Source organism: Rhizobium sp. Root482, from assembly GCF_001426565.1.
Lineage (GTDB): Bacteria > Pseudomonadota > Alphaproteobacteria > Rhizobiales > Rhizobiaceae > Pararhizobium.
The window spans coordinates 535,237-552,910 of sequence record NZ_LMFA01000012.1 but is presented as its reverse complement, the minus strand read 5'-3'; the positions used below and the strand labels follow the sequence as shown (position 1 = coordinate 552,910).

The window sequence follows — 17,674 nt, the reverse complement described above, 5'->3', positions numbered from 1 at the left end:
CCACCCCCCTCTGTCCCTCCGGGACAGAGGGGGGTATGCCAATCCCAGCCACCGGCAGTGCGGAAACCTCGGCCTATGACCACCGAAACCCTCGACAGCTTCCACCGGGGTCGATTTCACCTGATCCAGCCGCTGGGACAGGGGCATCGCTCGGGCATGGATGCGATGCTGCTTGCCTCGCTGGTCGATTGCGCTGGCCCCTGCCGTGTCGCCGATCTCGGCGCGGGTGCGGGGGCGGCCGGCATGGCGGTCGCCTCACGGCTGGAGAAGGCTGAGGTTCTCCTGGTCGAGCGCTCGGCGCTGATGGCGGATTTTGCCCGCAGAAGCGTGGCACTCCCCGGAAACGCCCGGTTCAGCGCCCGCATGTCCGTGCTCGAGGCGGATGTCTCCCTTGCCGGGCGTGCCCGCGTGGCGGCGGGCCTTGCCGATGATCATTTCGACCATGTCGTGATGAACCCACCCTTCAACGACGCTTCCGACCGCCGCACGCCGGATGCGCTGAGGGCCGAAGCCCATGCGATGACCGAAGGCCTGTTCGAAACATGGCTGCGCACGGCAGGCGCCATCCTCAAGCCGGGCGGGCAATTGTCGCTGATTGCGAGGCCAGAATCGATTGCCGAGATCATTTCCGCCTGCGGGCGCCGGTTCGGCGGCATCGAAATAACGGCCTTGCATCCGCGCACCGGTGAAAATGCCGTGCGCATCCTCGTCACCGCCATCAAGCAGAGCCGCGCCCGGCTGGTGCTGCGGGCGCCGCTCGTCATGCACGGCGAGGACGGCCATAAATTCCAGCCCTTCGTGGACGATCTCAACAATGGGCGCGTGGCCTATCGGCGGCGATGATTTTCCGTGCCCGCCATTGCGTTTGGCGCGCCAGTGCATACATGCCATCACGTAAGGACATGACTGGAATACGGAGACAAGATGGCTGGATTGTTGAGGAAATTGTTGCCGAAGCGCTTTCGCAAGCAAGGCTTGACCATCCCGGTGGTGCGTCTGCATGGCACGATCATGGCCGGCGGCAGCCGCTTCCGTCCGGCCCTCAATCTGGCCAGTGTCGCCCCGCTTCTGGAAAAGGCCTTTTCCACGAAAGGCGCGCCAGCCGTTGCCATCTCCATCAATTCGCCCGGCGGTTCGCCGGTGCAGTCGCGGCTGATCTACCAGCGCATCCGCGACCTGGCGGAAGAAAAGAAGAAGCGCGTGCTTGTTTTCGTCGAGGATGTAGCGGCCTCCGGCGGCTACATGATCGCGCTCGCCGGCGACGAGATCATCGCCGATCCGACCTCGATCGTCGGATCGATCGGTGTCGTCTCCGGTGGTTTCGGCTTTGTCGAGCTTCTGCAGAAGATCGGCGTCGAGCGCCGGGTCTATACCGCAGGTTCCAACAAGGTCATGCTCGATCCTTTCCAGCCGGAAAAGGAAAGGGATGTCGAATTCCTCAAGAGCCTGCAGTTGGAAATCCACGAAATCTTCATTTCCATGGTCAAGGCGCGGCGCGGTCATCTTCTGGCCGGGACGCCGGATATTTTCTCGGGCCTTTTCTGGACCGGGCGGCGTGGCCAGGAACTCGGGCTGGTCGATAGCCTGGGCGACATGCGCGGTGAGTTGCAGAAGCGGTTTGGCGAAAAGATCGAACTCAAGCTCGTCTCCGCGTCGCGCGGCCTCTTTGGCCTGCGCCAGCCGGGCGCCTCGCTGACCGGAGATCTGGCCGGACATTTCGCGCAACAGGCCCTCGGCGGACTTGCGGAAGTGGCGGAGGAAAAGGCATTATGGGGCCGTTACGGCCTGTGAGGACTTAAGAGGGGAAGGGAGGCGAATGCCGCAAATCATTCTACTGCTGCTGTTCGCAGCCATTGCCTGGATAGGCTACCGGAAATTCGTGACCGATGCGGAAAAGCTCACCCGCCGCCAGGAAGAAGCCCGCCGCCGCCAGGAAACCGGCACGCAGGGCACGCTGATCAAGGATCCGGTTACGGGGGAATACCGACTGAAGGAGCCGGAGTGAACTCGCTCGGTTGAGGCGTGCCGATCTTCATGATATACATTTTTAAGATATATCATGGAGTGCTCGAATGCAGGTTTCGAAATGGGGAAACAGTCTTGCCATCCGCATTCCTTCCGCAGTGGTCGAGGCATTGCAGTTGAAGGAAGGCGATGAAATCGCGGTGCGGATCGCGGATGAGCGCGCTTTCGAGATCGAGCGTGACCGGACGCGAGAAGAGGCGCTTGGGCGCGTCATGGCGTCCGCCAGGCGCCTGCCAGCAGGCTGGACCTTCGACCGCGGCGAGGCGAATGCGCGGTGATCCCGCCGCTGCTGGACACGAATATCCTGATCTATGCCTTGACGGATGATCGGCGCGCCGCGCAAGCCCATCTGCTTCTGTCGAAGCCTTTCATCATCAGTGTTCAGGCATTGAACGAATTCGCCAATGTTGCCCGGCGCAAGCTCGGCATGAACTGGGCGGAAATCCAGGCCGCGACCGATGATATCTGCACGCTAGCAACGGCGATCGTGCCCCTTGATCGGGAATGCAATGCCCGCGCGCTCGATCTGGCCGCACGCTACAATTTTTCTGTCTTCGATGCCCTGATGATTGCCGCCGCACTGCAGGCCGGTTCCGGGCAATGCCTGTCGGAAGACATGCAGCACGGCCTGCAGGTGGACGGCCGGCTTACCATTTTGAACCCGTTCTTGGACGTGTTGGAATAAGCCTTCACGACACTTCGCCGACCAGGTGCTTCCCTCAAGGCCTTGACCCCTATCGCCCACCATGGCACCAGACAATCTTGAAATTCAACCTGGACTGACGCCATGACCAGCCCCGATCTGCCGGATCACATGAACCCGAAACGCTCCTTTCAGGCGCTGATCCTGACGCTGCATGCCTATTGGGCGGACAAGGGCTGCGCCGTGCTGCAGCCCTATGACATGGAGGTCGGCGCCGGCACCTTTCATCCGGCGACCACCTTGCGGGCGCTCGGCCCAAAACCCTGGCGGGCAGCCTATGTCCAGCCATCGCGCCGTCCGACCGATGGGCGCTACGGCGAAAACCCCAACCGTCTGCAGCATTATTACCAGTACCAGGTGATCTTGAAGCCCAATCCGTCGAACCTTCAGGAACTCTATCTCGGCTCGCTGGCAGCCATCGGGCTTGATCCCCTGCTGCACGATATCCGCTTCGTCGAGGACGACTGGGAAAGCCCGACGCTGGGCGCCTGGGGTCTCGGCTGGGAATGCTGGTGCGACGGCATGGAAGTGTCGCAGTTCACTTATTTCCAGCAGGTCTGCGGCATCGAATGCTCGCCGGTCTCGGGCGAATTGACCTACGGCCTGGAGCGGCTGGCCATGTATGTGCAGGGCGTCGACAATGTCTACGACCTCAATTTCAACGGCCGCGAAGGCGACGAGAAGATCAGCTATGGCGATGTCTTCCTGCAGGCCGAGCAGGAATATTCACGCCATAATTTCGAATATGCCAACACAGCGATGTTGCAGCAGCATTTCGTCGATGCGGAAAAGGAGTGCCTTGCGCTTCTTGCAGCCGGTGCGCCGGATAGAACGGCCAACGCCGCCCTGCACAAATGCGTTTTTCCGGCCTATGACCAGTGCATCAAGGCAAGCCACGTTTTCAATCTGCTCGATGCCCGCGGCGTGATCTCGGTCACCGAGCGGCAGAGCTATATCCTGCGCGTCCGCACCCTTGCCAAGGCTTGTGGCGAAGCCTTCCTGCTGACCGATGCGGGTGGGGCGGGTTTCGACAAGGCGGCCGCCTGATCGGCAACCGGACATTCAAGCTTCAGCACCATGAGCGTCCGATGCGACGCGGAAAATCGGCGGAAACAGGCCGCCTGTTGCCCTCGTCGCTGTGGTCGAGGGCAAGGCTCGGGGCTGTCAGTGCCGGTCCGTGATACGGATAGGCACGGGTACGAGGCTTTTCTGCTTCCGTTCCTGCCTTTGGGCGCGAATGGCCGCCAGGTGGCTGAGGCACACGAGCACCAGTGCCGAGAGCGTGATCATGGAAATGATGGTCATGTTTCAAGTTTCGCACTTCGCCGATGGTTTGGCGGCGTCGCATTTGCCCTGCGTCGCGCCGTAAGGTTTCGGAGTGGCCTTCATGGCCCGGCACGGCGCCAACTGCCCGTGCTTACGCGGAAGACAGGGGTGAACAATAGCATTTGCCCGATTGGCCGCAATCGCCAGTTCTAGCGAGTTGGCAAGCCGGTTTTCGTGACAACGCGACACGTCAACGTCAGTAAGCTGTAAACAATTACGTGCCAGATTGTTCGCGCGATCAATCAGGGACGCGATATGGAAGACAAGGACATCCTGCCGCCGGAGGTTCTGGCCTCGATGCTGATGCGCATGTTCGAGTTCGCTCCGATCGCCATGGCCATCACGACGAGCGACACCAGGACGTCGAGCTATGCCAAGGTCAATGATGCCTATCTGCGGCTGACCGGCTTCAAATGGGAGAATATCCGCGGTAAAAAACTGACCTCGGAGGGCGCCGCCATTGCCAGTCCCGCCCGAGACCGACGCCATCGCATGCTGGCGGAAGAGGGCTCCTACGAGTTGGAAGAGGTCGAGATCGTCCATGCCGACGGCACGCTCATCCCGACATTGATCTCCGCGCAGAGAACGGTGGTCGATGGTGTTTCCTTCGATATCGAGGTGATCGTCGATGTTTCCGCACGTGTCCGCCAGCAGCGCGAAATCGAAAACGCCCTGAAAGCCTCGGCCCGCACCGATGCGCTCTCCGGTCTTCCGAACCGCGCCTGTTTCGACGAGGTGGTGGCCGACTATGTCGCTGGCCAGGGACTGAGCGACCGGACCCTTGCGCTCGCCTTCATCGATCTCAACGATTTCAAGTCCGTCAACGACACGATGGGACATGCCGCCGGCGACGAGGTCTTGAGGACCATCGCCAGCCGGCTCCGCGAAAGCTTTCGCGTCACCGATTTCATCGCCAGGATCGGCGGCGACGAGTTCGTCGTCCTTTTCGAGATCGACCCGAAACTGGCCGGCGACCTGCAGCAACATCTCCAGGCCGATATGGAGCGGATCTTCAAGCCCATCGCCATCGACGGGCGCGTGACCTATACGGGCGCTGCCGTCGGCGTTACTTTCCTGCAAGCGCGCGATACGGCAATCTCCTTCCTGAAGCGGGCCGACGAATATATGTATCTGGCCAAGACCACGGAACGGCGCGTCGCCGTCGTCTGTTTCGGCCAGATTCTGGCTGCCGCCTGCGAGCCCGCGCCCAAGGCGCAGCGAAACGGGACGGACTAGTCCCGGCCGCGAGGGGGCGAAAGGCGCCGGACGTGAGTCCCGGATCAGGCCAGGCTCCCGGTATCGACGCCGATCTCCCGGACAGATTTCACCGATGGAAAGGCGTCGGCCATCGTCTGCCCGGCATAGGTCTGCAATGCGCGGCGCACGCCGGCCGGTTTTTCCAGGGAAATGCTGCCCGCATAGGCGATGAACAGGGCCGTGAAGGCGATGATGTTGATCAGGGCTGCGAGCGGTTTCATCGGTTCTGTCCGGCGGTCGGTGTTGATCTGATGGTGTGATCATCGATCAATTCGCGCGGTGGCGCGGTTCCCGGCGGAACAGGGACAAGACAGTCGGTGTGGGAAACCGGGAAGACGCGATGTCGCCGCTGAAATTTGTCTTCCAACCGCCGCCGCCGATGCTTAAGCTGACCGCGCGAACATCTTGAAAGGAATCCTGATGATTGGTCTGGCCATCGGCGCGGTTGCGATCCTCTACCTGATCATTCTCTACAACAGCCTGGTAAAGGCGCGACAGGTGAAGGAGGAGGCCTGGTCCGGCATCGACGTCCAGTTGAAGCGCCGTGCCGACCTGATCCCCAACCTGATCGAGACGGTCAAGGGTTATGCCGCCCACGAAAGGGGCACGCTGGAGGAGGTCGTCGAACTCAGGAACCGCGCCCAGGCCGTTCCGTCGGGCGATGTCGCCGGTCGCGCCGCGGCCGAAGGCATGCTCGGCCAGGCGCTGGGCAAGCTTTTTGCCCTCTCCGAAGCCTATCCGGACCTGAAGGCCAACCAGAATTTCTCCGAGTTGCAGCAGTCGCTGGGAGAGATCGAGGACGAGGTGCAGATGGCCCGCCGCTACTACAATGGCGCCGCCCGGGATCTGAACGTCAAGGTCGAGAGCTTTCCGTCGAATTTCATCGCCGGCCCCTTCGGTTTTTCCAAGGCGGATTATTTCGAGATCGACAACGAGGCCGACCGCGCCGTGCCAGCCGTCAAGTTTTGATCTATCCCCGGATCCGGTTCCGTCGTAGACGGCTGTCGAAAACGACGAGACGCGCCGCTGGCTATGCATGAAGAGACATGAGCATGAACACTGAAGCCGAAAAGCTGACCATGGTGCCGCCGGGCCACCCGCTCGAAGGCCGCGTCAGCCCGCCCGGATCGAAGTCGATCACCAACCGCGCCCTGCTTCTGGCAGGCCTTGCCAAGGGCACGAGCCGGCTTACCGGTGCGCTCAAGAGCGACGATACGCGCTACATGGCGGATGCCCTTCGCGCCATGGGCGTCAGGATCGACGAGCCGGATGATACGAGCTTCATCGTCACCGGGACCGGCAGGCTTTCGGCGCCGGAAAGGCCTCTCTTTCTCGGCAATGCCGGCACCGCTACGCGCTTTCTTACCGCTGCTGCTGCTCTTGTCGACGGCACGGTGGTGGTCGATGGCGACAGCCATATGCGCAAGCGGCCGATCGCGCCGCTGGTCGAGGCCCTCAGCGCGCTCGGCGTGACGGTGGAGGCTGAAACCGGATGTCCGCCGGTGACCATTGCGGGTCGGGGCGGCTTTCCGGGCGAGCGGGTGACCATCGATGCCGGCCTTTCCAGCCAATATGTCTCGGCCCTCCTGATGGCGGCGGCGGGCGGCGACCGGCCGGTGGAGATCGGCCTTGCCGGCGAGGAGATCGGCGCGCGCGGCTATATCGACCTGACGCTGGCCGCCATGCGCACCTTCGGTGCCGAGGTGACGGAGCCCGGCCCATCGCTCTGGCGGGTCCAGCCGACTGGCTACCGTGCCGCCGATTTCCTTGTCGAGCCGGATGCCTCCGCCGCAACCTATCTTTGGGCGGCGGAAGTGCTGACCGGCGGCCGGATCGACCTTGGCGTGGCGGCCGATGCCTTTTCGCAGCCCGATGCCAGAGCCCAGCGGATCATCGCCGCCTTCCCGCATATGCCCGCCCTCATCGACGGATCGCAGATGCAGGACGCGGTGCCGACGCTGGCGGTGCTTGCCGCCTTCAACGAAACGCCGGTGCGTTTCACCGGCATCGAAAACCTGCGCGTCAAGGAATGCGATCGCATCCGGGCGCTGTCGATCGGCCTGTCGAACATCCGGCCCGGCCTCGGCATCGAGGAAGGCGACGACCTGCTGGTCGCGTCCGATCCGGCGCTTGCCGGCCAGACCCTGCCGGCCGAGATCGACACCTTCGCCGATCATCGCATCGCCATGAGCTTCGCATTGGCCGGGTTGAAAATCCACGGCATCACCATTCTCGATCCCGGCTGCGTCGCCAAGACCTATCCGCGCTATTGGCGGGCGCTTGCCTCCCTCGGCGTGACGTTCGAGGGTGTAGCGCCTTAAGCTGCCACCGCGTGAAATGGAAAGGACCGATCCGCATGAGACATGTCTTCGCCGCGTTCGGCCTTCTCTGTTTCATGCTTGCCGCGGCCGGGCCGATGCGGGCGCAGGAGATCTTTACCGACTATCATTCGGCCATCGACCTTGCGGCCGATGGCAAGCTGACCGTGACGGAAACGATCACCGCCAATGTCGAGGGCGATCGCATCCGGCGTGGCATCTACCGCGATATTCCGTTGACCTTCATCGAGCCCGGCGGACATAGCGCCCGGGTCGATTTCAAGCTCCTGTCGGTGGAGCGTGATGGTGCGGAGGAACCCCATCGGACCGAAAGCATAGACGGCGGCATCCGCATCTTTACCGGTGATGCCGATGTGCTCCTGCCGCACGGCGAGCATGTCTTCCGCTTCACCTATGAAACCGACCGCCAGATCCGCTTCTTTCCGGATCACGACGAGCTATACTGGAACGTCACCGGCACGCAATGGGCCTTCCCGATCGAACAGGCCTCCGCGACCGTCAGCCTGCCGCCGGGCGTGAAGGTGGAGGCGCTCGACATCTTCACCGGCCGCCATGGCGAAACCGGCAAGGAAGCACGCGCTGTCGAACGGGGCGACGAGATCGCCTTTACGACGACGCGCGTCCTGCAGCCCGGCGAGGGACTGACCATCGCCGTCAAGATGGCCAAGGGCGCCATTGCGCCGCCCACGACGCGCCAGCAGAATCTCTGGTGGCTGCAGGATCGCCTGGCGCCGATCCTCGCCATTCTCGGTCTCGTTGTCGTCGCGCTTTATTATACGCGACTGTGGATGAAGGTTGGCCGCGATCCGGCCCGTGGCGTCATGGTGCCGCGCTGGGATGCGCCGGAGGGCATCTCGCCGGCGCTGGTCAATTATATCGACAACAGGGGTTTTTCCGGCCAGGGCTGGACGGCGCTCTCGGCCGCGGCGCTCAATCTGGCGGTGCGCGGCCATGTGGTGCTCGAGGACCTGAAGGATGCGCTGGTCATCACGACCACGAAGACCGCATTCTCGGAAAAATTGCCGGCCGGCGAGGCAGCGCTCCTGAAGGCCGTCGTGGCGCGGGAGGGCAGGCTCGTCATCGACAAGGCGAATGGCCCGGCCGTGCAGAAGACCGGCGCCGATTTCCGCGCCGCCATGGAGCGCGAGCATCGCGGCAAATATTACCGTGCCAATACCGGTTATATCGTCGGCGGCCTTGTCCTGTCGGTCCTCTTCCTGCTTGCCATCTTCCTGTTCGGCGGCCTTGATGAACAGGGCATCGGCCTCGTCGTCGTGCCCGTCGTTGCCTCCGTCTTCATCTCGGTCTTTGCCGTCGGTTTCGGAAAAACCGTCCGCCGGAAGGCAAGCCTTGCCGCGCGCATCTTTTCGATCGTCGTGATTGCCTTTTTCGGCTTCATCGCCGTCTCCGCCTTTTCCGGCGTCTTTGCCTTCATGATCTTCGAGGCGGTGTCGGCCCGGCAACTGCCGCTGCTGATCGGCGTCGGCGGGATCCTGCTGGTCAATCTCCTGTTCTTCTTCCTCATGGGCGCTCCGACGCCGCTCGGCGCGCGGATGATGGACGGCATAGACGGGCTTCGCCAATATCTGACGCTGGCCGAAAAGGACCGGATGAACATGGCCGGCGCGCCGCAGATGTCGCCGCGCCATTTCGAGACGCTGCTGCCCTATGCGGTTGCGCTTGGGGTCGAAAAACCCTGGTCGGAGACCTTTGATCGCTGGCTTCTCGCGGCCGCCGCCGGTGCTGCCGCCTATCAGCCCGCCTGGTATCACGGCGACAACTTCACCGCCGGCTCCTTCGGCGACCGCATGGGCGGCTTTGCCGGCTCGCTCGCCGATACCATGACCGCTTCCCTCCCGCCGCCACCCAAAAGCTCGTCCTCCGGCTTCTCCAGCGGCGGCGGATTCTCCGGCGGCGGCGGTGGTGGCGGAGGCGGGGGAGGGTGGTAGACTCTCTTGCCATTGTCGAAGGCGACGCCGCCAGAGCCTCGAACTTTCCGCCATTGAATGGATGACTTTTGCCGTCGGGCTTGCTAAGTCCCGGGCAGTCTCCCTGTCTTCTGGAAAAGCATCCAATCCATGCCCGATCTTCTGCTTGAACTCCGCTCCGAGGAAATCCCGGCTCGCATGCAGCGCAAGGCTGCCGGCGAGCTGAAGAAGCTTTTGACCGATGCGCTGGTGGAGGCGGGTCTTACCTATGAGGGCGCGCGCGAATATTGGACGCCGCGCCGGCTGACGCTCGACATTCGCGGCCTCAACACCCGCTCGGCCGATCTGCGCGAGGAACGCAAGGGCCCGCGCACCGATGCCAATGAGAAGGCCATCGAAGGCTTTCTGCGCGGTGCCGGCCTCACATCGATCGACCAGGCCCATGTCCATAGCGACCCGAAGAAGGGTGATTTCTACGTCGCCCATCTCGTCAAGCCGGGCCGGGCCGCCGAGGAGATCATCGCCGAGGTCATGCCTGGCATCATCCGCAATTTCCCTTGGCCGAAATCCATGCGCTCGGGTGCTGCCTCGGCAAGACCGGGCGCCCTGCGCTGGGTGCGGCCGCTGCAGTCGATCATCTGCCTGTTCGGCCCTGAAAACGAGGAAACACAGGTCGTTGCCTTCGATGTCGATGGCATCGCCGCCTCCAACGTCACCTATGGCCACCGGTTCCACGCGCCGGAGGCGATCACCGTGCGCCGCTTTGCCGATTACATCGAGAAACTGGAAAAGGCCAAGGTCGTGCTCGATGCCGACCGTCGCCGCGAGATCATCGCCACGGATGCCGCCAATATCGCCTTTGCCAATGGCTTGGAACTGGTCGAGGACGAGGCCCTGCTCGACGAAGTCTCCGGCCTCGTCGAATGGCCGCAGGTGCTGATGGGCGCCTTCGAGGAGGATTACCTCGCCATCCCCCCGGAAATCATCCGGCTGACGATCAAGACCAACCAGAAATGTTTCGTGACGCGGCCGGCGGGTGGAGAGAACCCCTCCGACGATCTCGCCCTCTCCAACAAATTCATCCTCGTCGCCAATATCGAGGCGAAGGACGGCGGCCGCGAAATCGTCCATGGCAATGGCAAGGTGGTGCGGGCCCGCCTCTCGGATGCCCGGCATTTCTGGACCCGCGACCAGGGCGACCTGCCGGACCTAGAAACGCTGCAAGCCTCGGCGGAAAAATTCGATCTCAACCTGAAGAAGCCGCTCGACCAGCGCATGGCCAAGCTCGATGCCTTGAACGTCACCTTCCACGCCAAGCTCGGCACGGAGGGCGAGCGTGTTCAGCGCATCCGTGCGCTTGCCGCCGAACTGGCCAAGGTGACCAACGCCGATCCGACGCTCGTCGATCGTGCCGTGGTCCTTAGCAAGGCCGATCTGCGCACCGAAGCCGTCGGCGAATTTCCCGAGCTTCAGGGCATCATGGGTATGAAATATGCCCTGCTCCAGGGCGAACATCCCTCCGTCGCCACCGCGATTGGCGATCACCGCAAGCCGCAAGGCCCCTCCGACCAGGTCCCCACCGATCCGGTGGCAGTCACCGTAGCACTCGCCGACAAACTCGATACGCTGGTGGGCTTCTGGGCGATCGATGAAAAGCCGACAGGTTCGAAGGATCCCTATGCGCTGAGACGTGCCGCGCTCGGCGTGGTGCGGATCTTGTTGGAGCGCGGGGTGCGGTTGCCGCTATCTTCCGTTGTCGAGGATCTGGACCTCCTCTCCTTCTTCCATGACCGCCTGAAAGTCTATCTGCGCGATCTCGGCGCCCGCCACGACCTAATCGATGCTGTCTTGGCCGCATCCCCCTCATCCGGCCCTTCGGGCCACCTTCTCCTCGCTGGGGAGAAGAGGGAGCAAGGGGCTGCGGCAGGGACCTCCTCTCCCCGGCGGGGAGAGGGTGGCGCACATGCGCCGGGTGAGGGGGGCGGGCTCTCCGCCAATGACGATCTCCTGATGGTCGCCCGCCGCGTCGAAGCGCTTACCGCTTTCATCACCTCGGAGGAAGGCCAGAACCTTCTTGCCGGGACCAAGCGCGCCACGCAATTGCTGGCGGCCGAGGAGAAGAAGGGCACCGAGGTCGCCGCAAGCGTCGATCCGTCGCTTCTCACGCTCGATGCCGAAAAAGCGCTCCATGCCGCCGTCACGCAGGCCTCCACGGAGGCGAGCGACGCGATTGCGAGCGAAGATTTCCGTGCCGCCATGGAAGCCCTGTCGAAGCTGCGCGGCCCGATCGACCGGTTCTTTGCCGATGTCCTGGTCAATGACGAGAACCAAGCCGTCCGCGCCAACCGCCTCGCCCTGCTTGGCCTGATCCGCGCAGCCACCGGCACCGTCGCGGATTTCTCGAAGATTTCGGGGTAACCTTGGCTCACCTGTGAATCGAGAGCGACTGTGTGAACGCCGCAAAAAATTGCGCCCCTGCTTCTCTCAGGGGCGCAATTTCTCGCCTGGAGGGCGAAAGCCCGTTTCAGCCTTTTGAGCGCGGCTGGCGGGGGCAGGGACTGGAAGTTCGGGGTTATTTTAGCCGAAGTTCAAATTTTTGAAGATCAACTTCTTGTGAACGACCGTCTTGCGGCGTGATGGCGGCCATATCGGCGGTCGCTGCCATATCCAGCGCGCCGGTCGTGGCGGCTCTGTCGATGACGGTCACGGCGGCGATCGCCTTGGCCTCTGTCGGCGTCGGGTCCACCACGGCAAGCCGTGTTGCCGGTGTTTCGCCCTGGGGCGCAATCCTTGCCTCGGCTGCCTTTATGGCGGCTTGCGACGTGCTGACGAAGACGACCGGCGAACCGCCGAGCCAGGCTTCGGTGCGCACCACCATCATCTCGCCATTGATCTCCTTCAGTTCCACCCGGTCCGTGCCGGGTGCGACTTCGGGCACCACATAGCTGCTCTTCTTCTTGACGACGGGCGGCGGGCAATGGGCGCAGCTCAGCTGCGAGACGCTGCCGTTTCCGCTCTCTCCGCTGGCCAGGTTTTCGATCGACGTCGCGCCGACGGCGCCGGCCGTAAAAAGACTGGCGGCAAAAAGACTGGCGGATGTGAACAAGAGGGCGCGCATCGGCATTCTCCTTGAAAATCTTCAAGCAGAAAATAGCCTGTCTCCGTTACGTTCCCGTCAGGAGAATTGGTAAAGATTGAGTGACTTTTCGGCCGCCGTCGGCCCGTTGCCGGACACTCAGTTCCTTTCGCGCGCCACCGCTTGCCAGCCGATGTCGCGGCGGCTGAAGCCATTGTCCCAGACCACCCGGTCAAGCACCGCATAGGCCTGTTGCTGGGCGGCGCTGACGCTCGACCCCATGGCGGTGACGTTGAGCACGCGGCCGCCGGTCGCCACCAGTTTCCCGTCTTTCTGCGCGGTTCCGGCATGGAAGATTTTGGTGTTTGCATCTTCCGGCGGAAGGCTGTCGATCGGCGTGTCCTTCTCATAGGCGCCGGGGTAACCCTTGGATGCCATCACCACGGTCAGCGCCACCTCGTCGCGCCACTCGGCGTCGACGGAAGAAAGCGTTCCGGTCGCGGCGGCGTGCAGCAAGGTCAAAAGGTCGCTCTTCAGCCGCATCATCAGCACCTGGCATTCGGGATCGCCGAAGCGGACATTGTATTCGATCAGTTCCGGTCCCTTGGCGGTGATCATCAGCCCGGCAAACAGCACGCCGGTGAAAGGATGGCCACTCTCGGCCATGCCCCGGATGGTCGGCTCGATGATCTCGCGCATCGTTCGCTCGACCATATCAGGCGTCATCACCGGCGCCGGCGAATAGGCGCCCATGCCGCCGGTATTCGGCCCCGTATCGCCGTCGCCGACGCGTTTGTGGTCCTGGGCCGAGGCAAGCGCCAGCGCCGAGGTGCCGTCGCACAGGCAAAAGAAGCTTGCCTCCTCGCCGTCGAGATAGGCCTCGACGACGACCTCAGCGCCGGCATCACCGAAGGCGCCGGCAAAACAGCTGTCGACGGCGTCGAGCGCCTCGTCGAGCGTCATCGCCACCGTCACGCCCTTGCCGGCCGCAAGCCCGTCGGCCTTGATGACGATCGGTGCGCCTTCGCGGCGGATATAGGCCTTTGCCGGTTCGGCCGAGGTGAACCGCTGATAGGCGCCGGTGGGGATATCGTAACGGGCGCAGATATCCTTGGTAAAACCCTTCGAGCCTTCAAGCTGTGCCGCAGCGGCCGATGGTCCGAAAACCGCGATGCCGCCCTGGCGAAGCCGGTCGGCAAGCCCCGCCACCAGCGGCGCTTCAGGTCCTATGACGACAAAATCGATTGTTTCCGCCTTGCAGAAGGCAAGCACAGCCTCATTGTCGGCGGTGTCGAGGACGACCAGTTGCGCATGCTCGGCGATGCCGGGATTTCCGGGGGCGGCGTAGAGCGCGCCGAGGCGCGGCGATTGCGCCAGTTTCCATGCCAGGGCATGCTCGCGCCCGCCCGATCCGATCAATAGAACTCTCATCGCCACCTCGTCCGCATTCTTGCGCTGCGGTTAAGGCGAGGGGGACCGAAGGTCAAGGATATTCGGAGAAAAACGCGCCGCCGCCTAGGGCAGGCGGGCCGGATGGCGGCGAATGGGCATGTGCCAATTGTCGTCCGTGGCGGTCTCCGCGGCCTGTTTCAGCGCCCAGATGGACAGATCGGCAAGCGCTAGCGGCTTGCTGATCAGATAGCCCTGGAAATTGTCGCAACCGGCCGCCGTCAGCATGGCGCGTTTTTCATCGGTGTCGACGCCTTCGCCGACCACTGACATTTTTTGCGCATGGCAAAGGGCGATGACGGCCCGGAGCGTCGGCAGCGATTGTGCAGTCGCTAGATTTTCCACCAACGCCCGGTCGAGCTTGATCGTGTCGGCGGTATATTCGATGATCTGCTGGACGGAAGTATAACCGGCGCCGAAATCATCGATCGAGATGCGGAAGCCGCGCTCGCGCAGGGACTGGATATTGCGATGCAACTGATCGCCCAGCTTGACGGCATAGGTCTCCGTCAGTTCGATCTCGATCGTCCTCGGATCCAGTCCATGCCGTTCCAGGCAGACGCAGAAATAATTGCTGATCGATTGGGAGTAGAGTTCTGCGGAAGAAATATTGATGGCCAGCACCGTCTCCGTGCCGAACAATTGCTTCAGCCGGTGGTGTTCCGACATGGCGCGGTCGATCACCCAGCAGTCGATCTTGGTGAACTGGCCGGAGCTTTCGGCGATCGGCACGAATTCGTCCGGCGTGATATTCCCGAGCGTCGGCGAGACCCAGCGCAAGAGCGCCTCGCAGCCCGTCACCCGGCCCCGGGCATCGACGATCGGCATATAGACGAGGTGGAACTGCTCGTCCGGATCGACAAGCCGTAGCTCCTCCTGGATCAGCCGGATACGGTCGCGCTTGTCCTGCAACTCCCTCGAAAAGCGTGAGGGGCGGTTCTTGCCCTCGGTCTTTGCCTGGTACATGGCCGCATCGGCATTCGAGATCAGCTCAGTGAGATTGGTCGCATCGGTCGGGCAGATAGCGACGCCGATGGAAGCGGTCACCGGATAGTGCTTGCCGCGCATCTCGAAGCCGTCGGAAAACAGCGCAAGAATGGCGCCGCAGATTTCCCGGATGGTTCCATCGCCCGCGCCGGATTGCACGAGAACGGCAAATTCATCGCCGGAAAGCCGCGCCAGGATGGCGGGTGGCAGCGACCGGCGGTCAATGATGGCGCCGACGGCGGCGTCGATCCGCGCCGCCAGCATCTTCAGGAGCTCGTCGCCGATCTCGTGGCCGTATTTGTCGTTGACGAATTTGAAATTGTCGATGTCGATGAAGAGCAGGCTGCATTGACCGCCGGTGGCGATGGTGTCGCGGACAATTTCGGCGGCCAGCGTGTTGAAATGGCCGCGATTGCTGATGCCGGTCAGCGTGTCGGTCCAGGAAGCGTGCTGGACCAACCGGAGTGCCCGCTGCGACTGGTCGTGCAATTGCCGGATATTGCCCGTCAGGCGGCCGATCTCGCCGGCGGCGCCGGTTTCGCGGATGCTGTCCGTCTCGCCGCTCATCACCGCCGTCACCTGCAGGTCGAGCGCGCTCATGGGATTGGTGATGAAGCGCCGGATGAGAATGATCATCAGGCCGACGGATACCAGGCTCATAACGAGGGCACCGAGGCCGAGCAACAGCTTCAACGGCCCCATATGGCCGGAGGGATGCGAGGCCGGCAGGCTGAGCGTTGCAAACAGCGACGGACCCATGCGTACCGAGGCGGACACGGCGTCGTCGCCTGCCCCGCGCGGCGGCGCGGCCGCGAAATCGATCTCGGTGCGATATTCCGCCTGCAATGTCTTCTGCATCGTCAGGAACTGGGTGGGTTCGATGGCGACCTGGATCAGCAGCGCACTTGCCTTGGCGCTCGGCAGCGGCCGGCTGAAGGTCACCGGATCGATGAATTCCGAGTAGACGATCAGCGGCCGCGACTGCCGATCGTGGAGAAAAGTCCAGTCACGCAACTGGCCGCCGGCGGCGAGTTGCCGCGCCAGCGAAAATTGCGGCTCGCCGATCTGGGCGAAGGGATCGTCGCTGTTTTCGAAATAATAGCCGGGCGTCAGGTTCGGATTGAAAATGGCAAAGGAGATGAATTTCTTCGGGTCGTCGGAGAGCGAGCGGATATTCTGCTGCAGCCTGAGCGCCAGCGCATTGTCGCGATAGGCTTCGTCGGTTTCGGAAACGAACAGCCGGACCGCATCGCCCTCCAGCAGCGAATAGAGAAAGCTGCGGCTCTGGCCGACTTCGTTGCGGAACAGCGCGGCGATATGATCGAGCTGCTGGGACAGCCGGGCTCGCTCCAGCGCGAGAACCGACTGGCTCTGCGCGAAATAGACCGAGAGTGCGGCAAGCAGATAGCCTGCCAGCACGACCGGAAAGATCAGGAAAAAGGCGCGTTTGCCGAGCGTCACTGGAAATTCGCCATCGAGCTGATGATGCGGCGGCGTGTCTGGATCGACTCGGGGACAATTCCTCCTGGTACTGGCTGCGGGCGAGGATTTCCGCCGGCGGATAGATTTCCTGGTTGGAGCGCATTTCGGCCGGAACGAGCTTCAACGCCGCTTCGCTGGCCGTCGGCATGGTCAGTGCCTCGGCATTGGCGGCGGCGCTCTGCGGCGATCCGATGTGATCAAGGAACTGCAGCGCCAGGTCCTTGCGCGGTGAGGCGGCGGTGACGGCGATGCAGTCCAGCCACGACAGGGTGCCTTCCCTCGGCACTGCATAGCGCCAGACGCCGGGCGTTCCCGCCTTGTCGTTGAGCACATGCTGGTCGCCGCTATAGGCAAGCGCGATATAGATATTGTTGCCGATCTCGGGGTTCTGGATCGAGGTGATTACATAATCATAGGTCAGCACGTAGGGGGCCTGCGCCCGCATCAGCTGGAAAGCCGCCTTCAACGTCGCATGGTCGTTCGCATTGATCGACTTGCCGAGCAGGGCAAGCGGCGCGATGAAGGCCTCGTTGTGATCGTCATACATGGCGATGTGCTTCTTGAGGCTCGGCACCGGCGACATCAGGTCGCTCCAGGATGTCGGCTTGGATGCCACCATGTCGGAACGGTAGACGATGCCCATCGTACCCCACAGATAGGGCATGGCATGGCCGCCGCAACGCGAGGTCCATTGCGCCTTGTAGTCCTTCAGCGATGGGACCTTCCCCTCCGTCAACGGCTCCAGGATGCCGCGCTTGCCGAACAGGGCGGCACCGTTCTCGCCGATGACGGCAAGGTCGATATTGCTCTTGGGGTCGGACAGGATTTCATCGCGGGCATCGCCGCTGTCATAATAGATCTGTTTTACGGAAACGCCGGTCTCGGCAGTCCAGCGATCAAGGATTTCCTGGTCGATATAGGATTCCCAGATCAACAGGTTCAGCGTCTCGGCATGGCCGGGCGCCGCTGCAACCAGTGCGCCTGTCAGGGCTGAAACTGCAATCATCATCCTGCGCATCGACATCACCCCGAGGGTCTCGACCGCAACCATAATGGGCAATGCTTGATGATTGCTTACAAGAAGATGCCGGATTCACCGAAG

At 62.7% G+C, this 17,674-nt stretch carries 16 protein-coding genes and 1 pseudogene; 11 read left to right on the top strand and 6 right to left on the bottom strand.

Features of this window, described 5'->3' with window-relative positions; all coding sequences use genetic code 11:
• Window positions 1-75: 75 nt before the first annotated feature.
• From ASD31_RS10665 to ASD31_RS10640, 6 genes are all read left to right on the top strand, one after another.
• Window positions 76-843, top strand: coding sequence for a tRNA1(Val) (adenine(37)-N6)-methyltransferase (locus tag ASD31_RS10665; protein ID WP_056332658.1), 768 nt, complete (start codon window positions 76-78; stop codon window positions 841-843).
• Window positions 844-924: 81 nt separating this feature from the next.
• Window positions 925-1,791, top strand: coding sequence for a S49 family peptidase (locus ASD31_RS10660; RefSeq protein ID WP_056332655.1), 867 nt, complete (start codon window positions 925-927; stop codon window positions 1,789-1,791).
• Between the two features lie 25 nt (window positions 1,792-1,816).
• A complete protein-coding gene (locus ASD31_RS10655) occupies window positions 1,817-2,005 on the top strand; it encodes a hypothetical protein (protein ID WP_056332652.1) in 189 nt (62 codons plus the stop codon).
• Window positions 2,006-2,072: 67 nt separating this feature from the next.
• Window positions 2,073-2,303: an AbrB/MazE/SpoVT family DNA-binding domain-containing protein gene (locus tag ASD31_RS10650; RefSeq protein WP_056332649.1), complete on the top strand. Its 231-nt coding sequence runs from the start codon at window positions 2,073-2,075 to the stop codon at window positions 2,301-2,303.
• Entirely contained in the window at window positions 2,300-2,710 is a 411-nt protein-coding gene (locus ASD31_RS10645; protein WP_056332646.1) for a PIN domain-containing protein, read from the top strand. The genes ASD31_RS10650 and ASD31_RS10645 overlap by 4 nt, the downstream gene beginning before the upstream one ends.
• Before the next feature lie 102 nt (window positions 2,711-2,812).
• On the top strand, window positions 2,813-3,775 hold the full coding sequence (locus ASD31_RS10640) for a glycine--tRNA ligase subunit alpha (protein WP_056332643.1): 963 nt from the start codon (window positions 2,813-2,815) through the stop codon (window positions 3,773-3,775).
• A gap of 117 nt (window positions 3,776-3,892) precedes the next feature.
• Here ASD31_RS10640 and ASD31_RS25920 read toward each other — a convergent pair whose 3' ends face one another.
• Window positions 3,893-4,033, bottom strand: coding sequence for a hypothetical protein (locus tag ASD31_RS25920; RefSeq protein ID WP_156392584.1), 141 nt, complete (start codon window positions 4,031-4,033; stop codon window positions 3,893-3,895).
• Between the two features lie 276 nt (window positions 4,034-4,309).
• On the opposite strand from ASD31_RS25920, the gene ASD31_RS10635 reads away from it, so the two are divergent.
• On the top strand, window positions 4,310-5,290 hold the full coding sequence (locus ASD31_RS10635; protein WP_244483810.1) for a GGDEF domain-containing protein: 981 nt from the start codon (window positions 4,310-4,312) through the stop codon (window positions 5,288-5,290).
• Window positions 5,291-5,334: 44 nt separating this feature from the next.
• Here ASD31_RS10635 and ASD31_RS10630 read toward each other — a convergent pair whose 3' ends face one another.
• The gene (locus ASD31_RS10630) at window positions 5,335-5,532 is read right to left on the bottom strand and encodes a hypothetical protein (protein WP_056332641.1); all 198 of its coding nucleotides are present in this window, start codon (window positions 5,530-5,532) and stop codon (window positions 5,335-5,337) included.
• A gap of 199 nt (window positions 5,533-5,731) precedes the next feature.
• Here ASD31_RS10630 and ASD31_RS10625 point away from each other — a divergent pair, with 199 nt between their 5' ends.
• The 4 genes from ASD31_RS10625 to glyS all read left to right on the top strand — a co-directional run bounded on the left by ASD31_RS10625 (window position 5,732) and on the right by glyS (window position 11,996).
• Window positions 5,732-6,280, top strand: coding sequence for a LemA family protein (locus tag ASD31_RS10625; RefSeq protein ID WP_156392583.1), 549 nt, complete (start codon window positions 5,732-5,734; stop codon window positions 6,278-6,280).
• 83 nt (window positions 6,281-6,363) lie between these two features.
• Window positions 6,364-7,632, top strand: a complete 1,269-nt coding sequence (locus ASD31_RS10620; RefSeq protein ID WP_056333220.1) for a 3-phosphoshikimate 1-carboxyvinyltransferase — start codon at window positions 6,364-6,366, stop codon at window positions 7,630-7,632.
• A 35-nt stretch (window positions 7,633-7,667) separates the two neighbouring features.
• On the top strand, window positions 7,668-9,599 hold the full coding sequence (locus ASD31_RS10615) for a DUF2207 domain-containing protein (RefSeq protein WP_056332638.1): 1,932 nt from the start codon (window positions 7,668-7,670) through the stop codon (window positions 9,597-9,599).
• 129 nt (window positions 9,600-9,728) lie between these two features.
• Window positions 9,729-11,996: a glycine--tRNA ligase subunit beta gene (gene glyS, locus ASD31_RS10610; protein WP_056332636.1), complete on the top strand. Its 2,268-nt coding sequence runs from the start codon at window positions 9,729-9,731 to the stop codon at window positions 11,994-11,996.
• A gap of 154 nt (window positions 11,997-12,150) precedes the next feature.
• Here the strand turns inward: glyS and ASD31_RS10605 are convergent, their stop codons facing one another.
• From ASD31_RS10605 to ASD31_RS25405, 4 genes and pseudogenes are all read right to left on the bottom strand, one after another.
• Window positions 12,151-12,696 carry a plant virulence effector HPE1-like domain-containing protein gene (locus ASD31_RS10605; RefSeq protein ID WP_056332632.1) on the bottom strand — a complete coding sequence of 182 codons (546 nt, stop codon included), beginning with the start codon at window positions 12,694-12,696 and terminating at the stop codon, window positions 12,151-12,153.
• A 117-nt stretch (window positions 12,697-12,813) separates the two neighbouring features.
• Window positions 12,814-14,085, bottom strand: a complete 1,272-nt coding sequence (purD, locus tag ASD31_RS10600; RefSeq protein ID WP_056332629.1) for a phosphoribosylamine--glycine ligase — start codon at window positions 14,083-14,085, stop codon at window positions 12,814-12,816.
• Between the two features lie 84 nt (window positions 14,086-14,169).
• Complete coding sequence (locus tag ASD31_RS10595; protein ID WP_056332627.1) at window positions 14,170-16,551, bottom strand: putative bifunctional diguanylate cyclase/phosphodiesterase; 2,382 nt, start codon at window positions 16,549-16,551, stop codon at window positions 14,170-14,172.
• Window positions 16,548-17,590: pseudogene (locus tag ASD31_RS25405) on the bottom strand (spermidine/putrescine ABC transporter substrate-binding protein). The gene ASD31_RS10595 and the pseudogene ASD31_RS25405 overlap by 4 nt, the downstream one beginning before the upstream one ends.
• Between the last annotated feature and the right edge of the window lie 84 nt (window positions 17,591-17,674).